Origin of the sequence: Segatella copri, assembly GCF_024330485.1 — a bacterium.
Lineage (GTDB): Bacteria > Bacteroidota > Bacteroidia > Bacteroidales > Bacteroidaceae > Prevotella > Prevotella copri_L.
In genome coordinates, this window is record NZ_JANDWX010000003.1 from 62849 (window position 1) to 75066 (window position 12218).

Consider the following 12218-nt stretch of genomic DNA (forward strand, 5'->3'; position numbering starts at 1 on the left):
TTGCTCGGTCTTTTTGGGTTGAAGTAGAATTAAATCTGCTTTATTCTGCCAATCGGATGCTCATAGGGCTTACGGTGATGAGGCGCTTCTTGTAGAGGTCGCCTATGGCACGCTTGTAAACCTTCTTGCTCACGTGGAAACGCTCGTAGATGTCATCGGCCTCGCTCTTGTCGCCAAGGTTACACTCGCCGTCGTTGTCCAAGAGATACTGGTAGAGGGTTTCGGCGAAATCGGCAGTCTGCTGAATACCGGTCTTCTGTAGGGTGACATCTATCTTTCCGTCAGGACGAACTCTTCCGATGTAGCCCTTCATCTTGTCACCGGTATGGATGTACTGGAAAATCTGGTCCTGATAGAGGAGACCCGGATACTGGTTGTCGATGATAACCTTGAAGCCGAGGTCGGTCTTCTGCCAGATGAGGAGATCCACCTCGTCACCATGCTTGTAGTGAGGATGGTCTTCGTTGAGATAACGCTCAATCTTGGCAGAGGCAACGATGCGGTAGCTCTCCTCATCGATGTGGATATGCACGATGTAGGAGTTGCCGAGCACCATACGTTTCTTCTGCTCGCGGAATGGGCAGAAGATGTCCTTCATCAGCCCCCAGCCCAGAAAGGCTCCGTATTCGTTGACCCATTTCACTTCGAGATAGGCGAAATCGCCCACCTTTGCCAAAGGGGTTTCGGTGGTTGCTATGAGGCGCTCTTCCTGGTCGAGATAGATGAAGACATCCAGCTCGTCGCCGATGCCTGCGTCTTCAGGTACGTAGCGGGATGGAAGGAGGATTTCTCCCTCGTCACCACCATCGAGATACAGACCGAAATCAACTTTTTTTACGATGCGAAGGCGATTGTAATCGCCGAGTTTTATCTTTTTTGCCATATCATATTATTTTCGAGAATATAAAATGCTTTTGCCCTTACAGGGCGACAGGTTTTTGCGTCCGTAATTACCCAGGGTGTTGCCCTGGGCTAGGAGCTTCTGCCCTTTCAGGGCGTTTAGATGCAATCTATGGATGAGTCTGGTTCTTCTGCAGAAACTTCTTTATTGTTATCTGCAGTTTCTTCCTGGCTATCAGCAGCTCCTGCTTCCACCGTCTTCTCAATCATTCCATCCTTGAGATGGATGGTGCGGTCGGTGATGGAAGCAAGGCCCTCATCATGAGTTACGATGACGAAAGTCTGACCGAACTTGTCTCTGAGGTCGAAGAAGAGCTGGTGAAGTTCAGCTTTGTTCTTGGTGTCGAGACTTCCTGATGGCTCATCGGCAAGGATGACGGCAGGATTATTGACCAAAGCTCTCGCCACGGCTACACGCTGTTTCTCACCACCGGATAACTCGGCAGGCTTGTGACTGGCTCTATCGCTCAAGCCCATGAATTCCAATAACTCCTCGGCACGCTCCTTGGCTTCTTTTCGGCTCTTGCCTGCAATGAAGGCAGGAATCATGATATTCTCCAGAGCGGTGAACTCTGGTAGAAGCTGATGGAACTGGAAGACGAAACCGAGATGCTGGTTGCGGAAATCGCTCAGTTTCTTGGTGCTGAGGCTGCTTACATCGATGCCATCAACCATGATGCTGCCACTATCAGGCTTGTCGAGGGTACCGATAATCTGGAGGAGTGTAGTCTTGCCGGCACCACTAGGACCGACGATACTTACCACCTCGCCCTTGTCAATATGCAGGTCGATGCCCTTAAGCACCTGCAGGGAGCCGAAGCTCTTGGTTATACCTTTTATATCTATCATTTTCTTACTCAAAATTATTTTGCAGGCAAAATTAAGCAAAATATTTGGAAATGCCTAATTTTAAGAGATAAAAAGAAATAAGGAGGGATATAAAAAAACAAAACGAGCCTTATTCTTGCAAATAAAGCTCGTTTCAGTACTCAATTCTGTATTACTTTCTATAAAATGTATGTGTTATTTCAACCCATCGGCATCACCGGTGGTCTTCAATCCGTTGCTCTTTTCCCTAGGGGTGATGTTCACCTTCTTTGCCACGGTATTCTCAATAAGGTTGGCATCAAAAGCCATCTTCTTGTCGGTACAGTTGATGTTCTCGAAGGTGAAATCTACCAGGCGGTATTTCTCGCTCTTGCCCACATCGAAGAAGTTGTCGCAATCCATCTGGATATTCTTCATCGTGATGTTGTTGCACTGGCTCAGCGGCATGTCCTTGCGATCGCCTAGTTTGAAGAACTGCTTCCATGGGCGGATGACGAGGAAGCTGCCTGTGGTGCCCTGGATGTTATCCACCGTTACGTACTCGTAATGCTGAGGAGTATCAGGGCGCATCTTCAGCCAGAGTACGCGCTGTGCATTGCCCACCTTGATGTTGCGCAATACGATGTTGCGGTCTTTCACGCTCTCGCTGCCGAGGGTTAAGCATCCGTGCACTCTACCATAGGTGCAGTTTTGGATGAGTACGTTATATACAGGACCATTCTCTGGTGCCTGGTCTGCCCAGGTGCCCTTACCGCCCTTGATGGCGATGGCATCATCGTTTACGCTCATGTAGCAGCCATCCACCAGCACATCGTGACAAACGTCAATGTCGATGGCATCGCTGCTTGGTGCCTTCATGCCGGAAGTAGGGGCGAAGATGGTACAACCCAGGAAGCGGACGTGGTGGCAAAGGTAGATGTGGTTGGTCCAGAATGGACTGTTCTGAATATGCACATCCTGTAAGGTTACGTTGCTGGAGTTGCTGATATAAACGAGACGAGGGCGCTGTGCATCCTTGTTGGTGCATTCACGGTTCCAGGTGCGGCGAATCCAGAACTCCTCCCAATAGTGATAACCGTTGCCATCGATGGTACCAGGACCGGCGATGGTAAAGCCGTCACATTTGTCGGCATTGATGAAGGCAGAGAAGTATTTGCAGGTTTCTCCCTCGATGCGGGTCTGCACCACAGGAAAGTTGGCGATGCGGTCACTGCCTTTCAGTTTTCCACCTTCTGAAACATAGAGATGGGTCTTTGGCTTGAAGAAGAGGGCACCGCTCTGATAGGTTCCGGCAGGTACCACAATAACGCCACCGCCATCCTTGGCTGCACGGTCGATGACCGCCTGGATGGCCTGGGTCTGAATCAGGGTACTATCCGTCTTTACGCCATAGTCGGTGAGAACGTATTTCTTGCCCAGGGTATCTACGTTCACCTTCTGGGCGTTGCTGAACCAGGCATCCATCTTTGTGCCATCAGGCCAAAGTTCGGTTTGTGCCTTCTTTGCTTTCTTCTGTTTCTTTGCGGCGTTGGCGCTTAGTGGCGAAAACGCCACCAGGCAAGCCATCAGCCAGATATATTTCTTCATGATTTGTTTTTTTTACTTTTTACCTTTAAAAGCTTGTAATACTCTGCGGCGCCAAGTAGGAGGCAACCTGTGCCGTAGTCCTCGAAGTCAGGAACTGAGGTGAAGGTGGCAGGCTGACCGGCTGCAGGATCCTTTCCGGTGCCTTGGTTATAGCCGATGAAACCATCCTCGTGAACCGATGCGGCAAGAGCCTTCCATGCCTTGTCCATCGCCTTCTGGTAGGTGGCTCTAGGAAGAATGCCCTGCTGAACACCCCATGCCATACCATAGAGGAAGAGACCTGTACCGGTCATCTCAGGCCCACCATAGTTGGCTGGACAAACGAGGCTTACGTTCCAGTAACCATCTTCGCGCTGGCATTTCAGGATAGCCTGACTCATAGAGATGAAATCCTTCTTCAGATACTGATAGTATTTGTCTGTCTTTGGCAAAGTCTCCATTACGCGGACCAGGGCTGCATACACCCAACCATTGCCACGGCTCCAGTAGCAGTTGCTACCATCCTTTTCCTTGTAAGGTGGCACGTAGTCCTTGTCTCTCCACCAGAGACCTTCTTTTTTATTGAAGAGACCGTTAGCCAGGGTATCACGGCTCCATTTATAGGAATTCATCGCATAATCCAGATACTTGCGTTCGCTGGTAATCTTGGCATACTTGGCGTAGGCAGGCATCGCCATCTGGATGGCATCAATCCAAGTCCAGTAGTTTACCCGGTTGGTACCCATCTGATGGTCTAGGTTCTCCTTTACCTTGCTCAAGTCCTTCTTGCCGCCTGTCTGTACGTAGCGGTCCATGTAGGTTTGCTGGCAGCACTGGTTGTCGGCATCGGTATCGTTCACGCTGCCACGGGCAGTCCACTTGTGATAATCCGCCCACTTGTCGGTATAGTTGAGATAGCGCTGCTGAGGGTCAATCTCATAGAGTGCCATCAATCCTTCGTAATACACGGCACGGGTCCAGAGGTTGCTGGTGCGGATTTTCTTCACGAATGTGTTGAGAGTAGGGTCGCTGTACTTCGTCATGAAGTAGTTGTTGGTGCGATGAGCTACCTCCAGAATTTCATTTTGCAATGCGGTCTGGGCAGACATAGAGGTCAAGCCCATGAGCATGCAGAGCGATGACAAGATTAGTTTCTTCATTTGTCTTGTTATTAATGTTAGTTTATCAATTGTTTCTTGTTTTATTTCATCTGCAAAATTACGCTGAATAATTCTAACTTCCAAATTTTTATGTTGTTTTTTCAGCAATCCTGCATTTCGTTGTTACTTCTGATTGACGTTGCAAAGATACAACATTTCCGTTTCCTACCTATGCGATTTGTGCGATTTGCGTGGATTCGGGAAATAAAGTACAGAAAATACCATGAAATCATTCTGAAAATATCTCCGAAGGATAAAAAGATAACTCCGATAGATAAGAAATTATCTCCGATAGATAGCAAAATATCTCCGAAGGATAAGAAAATATCTCCGATAAAGAAGATATGGAAACCGTGTTGGGGTGACGAGGTGAAGGGTGAAGGGTATATTTTAAATCTTTATATTATATTCTTTTTTAGGGCTTTTTCGATTTTTGACCCTAGGGTCTTTTTTTGAATTACCCACTTTTTTCTTTACCCACGCGTACATATATAAATAGAGTTTTCAAACCTTCACCCTTCACCTTTTTATTTAACATTCTGTAAATCAATTTATTACAGGTGAAGGGTGTGAAGGCTGTTTTTCCGCTTTTCTTAAACATATTTTAAGGAATGAAGCTGCCTTTACATTTTTTTTAAGTTGAACTTCTTTTTAAACCATTGCAGGAATGATTCGTAAGCACTGATCTCTTCCTGATGCTGAGGCTCAGCGAAGGTAAGCTGGTCGCCGTAGGAATCACCATGCTGGTCGGGGAAGATAATCATCAGGTTGGTACCTGAGAAGTATTTCGTTATTTCCTCCGGCAGACGCTCCAGTGCTGTCTTGTAAGATACGGTTCCCTTACGGGCGGTTACTACCACGAACAGGTGGTCTGGAGATATCTGCGAAGCCAGCTGCGGCAACTCGTTCCAGTGAATCATCTGGGTATAATCAGCACGCACTTCCGGATGCCGGTTCTTGATATATTCATTGATGAGCGCCAGACTCTCTTCTCTGCCATGAAACTGGATGCGGCAGTCTAGGTTGCCGGCAAGTCGGGCTAGTCGTTCCAGCCAGCGGTAGAAACCCGGCTCAAACTCTGCTCTCGAAGGTACGGCTACCTGTATTCTTCTCAATGTATTCAACGGCTGTCTGATGCGTGCCATGATAATCTGTCGGCTCAATCCGTTGAAGAGACTCTGGTGGAATTCTCCCCAGAACTTCGGCGAAACCTCAGGATGCATGTGCATTCCGATGATAATCTCAGAACATTGGAACTCGTTGAAGGCATGCTTGATGCCGTTGGCGATGTTGGCGGCAATACGAACCTGGGTCTGCGTCATCACATCGGTGGCAGCAGCCAGCTGACTGCAATGTTCCAGAATCCGTCTTCCCTGTTCCTGGTTGTATCGCATGTCCTTGTCTTCATATACCACATTCAGGCAGATGAGTCCCCTGTTCAGCTTCTGGTTTCTCACCAGAAACGCCAGACTCATCAGGTTGTCGGCATATTCAGGATATTTCACCGGAACCAGAATCTTCTCATCGCTCACCTTCTTGTCGTCTTCCGCATCAGGCAGTTCCTTGTCTCTCAGGATAATCTTCTGCGAAGACCGGTCGGTAAGGATGGATGAGATGATGCAGGTAATCAGAATCATCATAACCACACCATTGAGCATATCATCGTTGACGAGGTAAGTGCCCGGTGCTACGAGCAGATGCATACCCACCATCACCATGGCTATACTTCCGGCAGCATGAGCCGAAGTGAGTCCAAACATCATGTGACCCGAAGAAAGTGGCAACCTGAAACCCAGACAGGCGATATAGGCTGCGATGGCTTTGCCCAGGGTTCCGAAGAAGGCGATGCAGAACACCACCCATAGAATATGACTGCCCTGAAACAGCAGATTGATATTGATCAGCATGCCCACACCTATCAGGAAATAAGGAATGAAGAGGGCATTGCCGATAAACTCGAGGCGGTTCATCAGTGGCGAAACATGCGGAATATATCTGTTTAATATCAGACCTGCGAAGAAAGCACCGAAAACACCCTCGATGCCCACTATCTGCGAAAGTGCCGCACTCATAAAGAGCATTGAAAGTACGAAGATAAACTGCATCACCGCATCGCTGTATCTTCGCAAAAACCATCTTGTAAGTCGGGGAATCAGCAAGATCATCACGCCACAATAGGCGGCAAACTTGAGGGTGAAGAATACCCAGAACAGTACACCGTCATGCTTGCTGAACGATGCTACCAGTCCGGCAAGCATTATCAGGGCTATGAGCAGCGAAATCATGCTCGACCCCACACTCAGCGTAACGCTCGGTTTCTGTTGCAGTCCGTATCTCGAAACGATAGGATAGGCAATCAGCGTATTGGATGCCATGATGCAGCTCAGCAGGAAGGAAGCCTTGGCAGAGTAGTGGAGCAGCCAGATACTCATGCCGTATGTGAGGAAGAATGGTATAAAACAGGTGAGCAGGCCATAGATAAGCAGTCGCGACTTGTTCTTTTTCATGCCTTCCATATCCATCTCCAGTGCAGCGAGGAACATGATGTAATAGAGTCCCACCTTTCCGAAGAGCTCAAACGAAGAGTCTCTCTCCAGGATATTCAGTCCGTATTTGCCTATGAGCACACCTGCCAGCACCATACCGATGATGTGCGGGATACGGAGTTTACCCATGATGATAGGGGCAAAGAGGATGATGAGGAGCACTACGAAGAATATCAACGTAGGGTCTGTGATAGGGAAGTATTGAGCGATATGGAACATAGGCTTTCTTCTTTTTTGTTATACTTAAAGAGGGATTTCTGCATCAGCATTCATCCCTCCCTTTCTGTTTTTGACTGCAAAAGTACGAATAAATCTTGAAAGCACAAAGTTTTTCTGCCCTTATCCTACAATCATGGTGATATTTTTGCATGCTCACTATTGTTTCTATCTTTTCAAATCCCTATCCACCATGGCACAGACACAGGAATCAGACCATACATTCTCTGCCGTTTCAATCATGTCGATGATGGTATAGATTGGCAGGATGATGCCCATGATGCCGATAGGAGCATTGATACCGGACATCAGAGATAGGGTAAGAAAATAACATCCCATCGGCACTCCTGCATTACCCACTGCTGAGATAACTGAAATGAAGAGCCAGAGAATCATCGTAGTCCAAGGTAAAGGCATTCCTCCATTCTGCATCAGGAATAAGGAGGTTACGAGGATAAACGCAGCGCAACCATTCATGTTGATGGTAGTACAGATAGGCAATACAAAGCGGGAAACCAGATTGGAAACTCCCAGTCTGTCTTCTGCAGTCTGCATCGTCACCGGCAACGTAGCAGCAGAACTCTTTGTAAACAGAGCCATTAATACTGCCGGCATCATCTTACCCAAAGTGCGCACTGGATTCAAGCCTCTTGCCAAGAGGAAGAGCGGAAGGATGATGAAGAATTGAATGACATTACCTCCCAGTATAACAGCTACGTACTTTCCTAGAGAAGCCATCACGATACCCGCAGAGAACTGGGCTGAGAGTTGTGCTGCAAAGGCGACGATACCCAGAGGCAGAGCCCAAATTAATCCATGAATCAGCATGAAGAGCAGATCCTGTAATCCAAACAATCCCTTCATCACGACTTCTTTCTTATCGCTTGATGGCATCTTGGCTAAAGCAATACCTGCTGCTGCCGCCAAAATCAGGATAGAGAGTACATTTCCTTCGGCAAACGGCTTGATGATATTGTTGGGTATTACCCCAAGAATATGGTCATAATAGCTGGTTTCTCCCAGCTTTTGGGGAACATCTGCCATACCGCTCTGCACCAAGGCTGTAGGTAAATTGCCTGGAGATACGATGTTGTAGAGCACCAGTCCCACTGCTGCAGCTGCTATCGTTGTGAGCAGGGTGTAGGTGATGGCGTGGCGGAATATCTTACCGGTATCTGCCTGGTTGCCCAATGATGCCAGGGTTGTGATAACTGCCAAGGCTATGGTTGGTACTGCTAGAAGCTGGAATAAGCGGGTATAGACCGTGGCTATGAAGTTCATCAGACCATCCAGCCAGCTGATGCCGAATATCCCCAAGACGGCGCCTACTATCAAAGCGCCAATCCATAGTACCAGCTGCCGGGTTTGCTTATTCTTCACTCCTTTTTGCTTACTGCAGCCAGCATTGCTATCCGGCTGTCTATTTCCAATATTATTCATTGTTTCTACCATGATTTTAAACTATTATTTTCAAAAGGCAAAGGTATTATTTTTTTTCCTTGTCAACAATCCCACAAATATGGTATTTTGCAATCTCGTTATTTTTTTCGGGCTATTCTTTTGCTTGTATCATTATTTTTTGTAACTTTGCCGAAAGAAATTAAAAAGGCAGCAATATGAAATATCCTATAGGAATACAAGACTTCGAACAAATCATAGAAGGTGATTATGTTTATCTTGATAAGACGGCATTGGTCTATGACTTAGTGACTAATGGTAAAATATACTTTCTGTGTCGTCCTAGACGATTCGGAAAGTCATTGCTCGTATCTACCTTGAAATGCTATTTTGAGGGAAAAAAGGAGTTGTTCAAGGGGCTTGCCATCGACAAGCTGGAGAAGGAATGGAAGCAATATCCTGTGTTCCATTTAGACTTCAATGGCATTAATTTTACTGATGCAGGAATGTTGGATAAAACCCTGTTAGGTTTTGTTGAACGACAGGAAAAAATATATGGGAGGGATGAGTTTGCTGAAGGATTGGGAAGCCGATTTGTATCTGTCCTCAAAGCTGCCCATGAGAAAACTGGTCTTCGTGCTGTTGTCTTGATTGATGAATACGACAAGCCTTTGCTAGATGTCTTGGACCAAGATTTGAATATTACAATCAATGGTCAGAAGAGAAAGTTGGAGGAATGGAATAGAGAAGTTTTGAAAGGTTTTTATTCAGTTTTCAAGGCAGCCGATGCCGATTTGCAGTTCGTTTTGTTGACTGGCGTTACCAAGTTCTCTCAGGTGAGTGTGTTCAGTGGTTTTAACCAACCTGATGACATCAGTATGGATGAGCATTACGAGGCACTTTGCGGTATTACGGAAGAGGAGTTGTATTCCACATTCGAGGAACAGATTAAAGTGATGGCTGTGAGATATAAGACTACAGAGGAGGGGATGAAATACAAGTTGAAACGTAAGTTCGACGGTTATCATTTTAGCTCAGACATGCTCGATATCTATAATCCGTTTAGTATCTTGAATTCTTTGAGCAAGAAGAGACTAAGTGACTTTTGGTTTCGTACTGGTACACCAACTTATTTGGTTCGCTTGCTTTCCCATTTTAAGGAGAATTTGAATGAATTGACAGGCAAGTATTATCCAACAAGTAGTTTCGTGGATTATCGAGCAGATGTAGAAGCGCCATTGCCTATGATTTATCAGAGTGGCTATCTTACGATAAAGGATTGGAACATGAATATGGATTCCTATCTTTTGGATTTTCCGAATGATGAGGTGAAAAATGGATTCCTTACTTTGGTGGCTACTAGCTATTTGCAGCCAAAAGAATCGACAGATGCTTTTGTTTTACAAGTGGTGAGTGCTATGGACGTGGGCGATTGCCATCAGTTGGAGAATCTGATGACTTCCTTCTTTGCCAGCATTCCTTATAACCAGCGTCGCAAGGACGATGAGCGAGAGAAGGAACGTTACTTCCAATACACCTTCTATCTCGTATTGAGAATGATCAGCTGTTTCACGGTGTTCATCGAAAAGCAGCAAAGCGAAGGTAGGGTAGATTGTGTGGTTGAGACTCCGAACTATATCTACATCTTCGAGTTCAAGCGTGATGGTTCGGCAGAGGAAGCTCTGAAGCAGATAGAGGATATGGGCTATGCCAGGGAATATGCAGCAGATGGCAGAAAGATTTATCAGATAGGCTGCAACTTCTCATCGAAGACGGGAACCATTGATGGGTGGAAAATGAAGTAAGTAATCCGTAAGAATATCCCGAAGATGTAGTGATGCGGCGTTATAAAGAATAAGTTTTCTTTACATTAGCTTGCCTGAGATTCTCGTATTTTCAGATGCTTATAGTTTCTTTGAGAATGTCGCAAATATGAATAGGGATAGGAACTTGTTGATAATCAGGTGTTTGTGATTTCTTGACAAGGTGATGCCGTTGAGGAAAATCTATAGTTGTACGACTATAACCCCTATAGTTGTACAACCATAGCTCTACAGTTGTACAACTATAGCATGTATAGTCGTACAACTGTAACTTTATAGTCGTACAACTATAGGGCTTGTTCTTAATATAGAGCAGAAAACAGAGAATCCCAGCCTCTCAATCCTCTTATTTTTATCGCTAGATTCCAAACTTGTAGGTATATGAATTTTGGTTATAAATATTGACGGGAGGTATTTTTGCAATTGTAATTTGAACTAAAAAAGGAGGAATAAGGCCTTATGGAAAATGGGGAAGATGTTCCCGAATGGCTGAAGAATGGGGATTATGAGTTTGAGTATAATATTATAAGATAAGATCAGTTGTGTGTCTGATTTTGCAAAGAGTGTGTCATAAGTAAATGATTCACCCTTTTTTGTTTGTTGGAATGTTGCTGATATGTTGTTGGAAAACATAGTATAAGTTGTTAGAAAAGATAGTATATGTTTTTGAGTTAGTTAGTATCTCCGGTCGCACAACAGCTGTTGTGCGCTTGCATATCAGCTGATATGCGCTTGCACAACAGGTGATGTGCATGCGTAGGCCAACTGTTATGCGCCAACTGTAATTTAGACTTATGACGCCTCCTCTTTGTCATTTGGTACATATAGAATGGCATTTCATACAAGGTAGGCTTAGATATTTGGCTGATAGAAATAATCTTTTTACTTTTGCACTCGTAATCGGGAAGCGATGGAAAAGAAAGAATCGTGGAACGTGGAAAATGAAGTATAACCCTTTTAATATATAATAAGGTATGAAGAAGATTATGATTTCGTTGATGATGGTAGTAGCTGCCACCACAACCAGTTTTGCAAAGAGTAACAACACCGATGTGGCAAATGCCGTAAAGAGTGTTGCCGAGCAGGTAAAGCAGGCTCCATCCGGTACTGTGTATGGTGTAGTTGAGAACACCAAGCACCATATCATCGTAGCTACTCCTTTCGGAAAGTACACCATTGAGAAGAAGAACGGCGGCGTCAGCTTTATGGGAATATCGGCAAAGCTGGTATCATCGAAGAATGGCGTTTATAAAGTCAAGACATCCCTTGGTAATTTTACGGTGAATGCCAGAAAGGGGATGGTGGTGAAGAGATAATCGTGACAGGTTGTTTACCTTTTCGTAAGGGATGGTATATAGGTATAGGGCATTGAATTGTTGCCATGGAATAGAAATGTGGAAGTATTTTTCTCTCGGCAATGGCAGCGTTCAATGCCTTTTTTGTCCTTCGGGATAAAAAACATCGCAAAAAGTTTGGCGGTATCAAGAATATTGCTTACTTTTGCGGTCAGAGTTGGAGCAGACGGAAAAGAACGGCTGCGATGAAGACTCAAATGAATGAGCGTATTGAACGTTATCCTAGAATAGAAATGTGGAAGTTTCGAAATCTGCTTGGATAGTGAACAGTATTCTCACGCCTTTAGGATTATTGTATCCTTTTCAAAATGGAAAAGGAATGATATACCCTTTTGGCGTGGGCTATTGTCCTATGCTAGCAGATAGGTCCTTCCACAACCTCTATTCTGGCGAAAAGGCAATAGTCCCACGCCAATTCATAAAAAC

8 protein-coding genes are annotated in these 12218 nt (G+C 45.4%); 2 read left to right on the forward strand and 6 right to left on the reverse strand.

The genetic code is table 11. The features are described from left to right. Window positions 1-40: 40 nt before the first annotated feature. The 6 genes from NNC77_RS03500 to NNC77_RS03525 all read right to left on the reverse strand — a co-directional run bounded on the left by NNC77_RS03500 (window position 41) and on the right by NNC77_RS03525 (window position 8596). Window positions 41-883 (reverse strand): CvfB family protein, encoded by an 843-nt coding sequence (locus tag NNC77_RS03500; RefSeq protein WP_118081334.1) that lies wholly within the window; start codon window positions 881-883, stop codon window positions 41-43. Between the two features lie 116 nt (window positions 884-999). Continuing rightward, the gene (locus tag NNC77_RS03505; protein WP_118081331.1) at window positions 1000-1749 is read right to left on the reverse strand and encodes an ABC transporter ATP-binding protein; all 750 of its coding nucleotides are present in this window, start codon (window positions 1747-1749) and stop codon (window positions 1000-1002) included. Window positions 1750-1923: 174 nt separating this feature from the next. Further along, complete coding sequence (locus NNC77_RS03510) at window positions 1924-3315, reverse strand: rhamnogalacturonidase (protein WP_254969935.1); 1392 nt, start codon at window positions 3313-3315, stop codon at window positions 1924-1926. Then, a complete protein-coding gene (locus NNC77_RS03515) occupies window positions 3312-4454 on the reverse strand; it encodes a glycoside hydrolase family 88/105 protein (RefSeq protein WP_254969934.1) in 1143 nt (380 codons plus the stop codon). Before NNC77_RS03515 ends, NNC77_RS03510 begins: the two co-directional genes overlap by 4 nt. A gap of 623 nt (window positions 4455-5077) precedes the next feature. Beyond that, a complete protein-coding gene (locus tag NNC77_RS03520) occupies window positions 5078-7219 on the reverse strand; it encodes a cation:proton antiporter domain-containing protein (protein ID WP_254949480.1) in 2142 nt (713 codons plus the stop codon). 165 nt (window positions 7220-7384) lie between these two features. Further along, window positions 7385-8596, reverse strand: coding sequence for a dicarboxylate/amino acid:cation symporter (locus NNC77_RS03525; RefSeq protein WP_254969933.1), 1212 nt, complete (start codon window positions 8594-8596; stop codon window positions 7385-7387). A gap of 236 nt (window positions 8597-8832) precedes the next feature. Between NNC77_RS03525 and NNC77_RS03530 the strand changes: the two genes are divergently transcribed. Beyond that, the gene (locus NNC77_RS03530; protein ID WP_234564771.1) at window positions 8833-10419 is read left to right on the forward strand and encodes an ATP-binding protein; all 1587 of its coding nucleotides are present in this window, start codon (window positions 8833-8835) and stop codon (window positions 10417-10419) included. A 992-nt stretch (window positions 10420-11411) separates the two neighbouring features. Further along, window positions 11412-11753 (forward strand): hypothetical protein, encoded by a 342-nt coding sequence (locus NNC77_RS03535; protein ID WP_234564772.1) that lies wholly within the window; start codon window positions 11412-11414, stop codon window positions 11751-11753. Window positions 11754-12218 lie beyond the last annotated feature (465 nt).

Excerpts from the sequence above, each read along its gene's own strand:
- NNC77_RS03500 (WP_118081334.1), bottom strand. The coding sequence starts at position 883 with ATGGCAAAAAAGATAAAACTCGGCGATTACAATCGCCTTCGCATCGTA.
- NNC77_RS03505 (WP_118081331.1), bottom strand. The coding sequence starts at position 1,749 with ATGATAGATATAAAAGGTATAACCAAGAGCTTCGGCTCCCTGCAGGTG.
- NNC77_RS03510 (WP_254969935.1), bottom strand. The coding sequence starts at position 3,315 with ATGAAGAAATATATCTGGCTGATGGCTTGCCTGGTGGCGTTTTCGCCA.
- NNC77_RS03515 (WP_254969934.1), bottom strand. The coding sequence starts at position 4,454 with ATGAAGAAACTAATCTTGTCATCGCTCTGCATGCTCATGGGCTTGACC.
- NNC77_RS03520 (WP_254949480.1), bottom strand. The coding sequence starts at position 7,219 with ATGTTCCATATCGCTCAATACTTCCCTATCACAGACCCTACGTTGATA.
- NNC77_RS03530 (WP_234564771.1), top strand. The coding sequence starts at position 8,833 with ATGAAATATCCTATAGGAATACAAGACTTCGAACAAATCATAGAAGGT.
- NNC77_RS03535 (WP_234564772.1), top strand. The coding sequence starts at position 11,412 with ATGAAGAAGATTATGATTTCGTTGATGATGGTAGTAGCTGCCACCACA.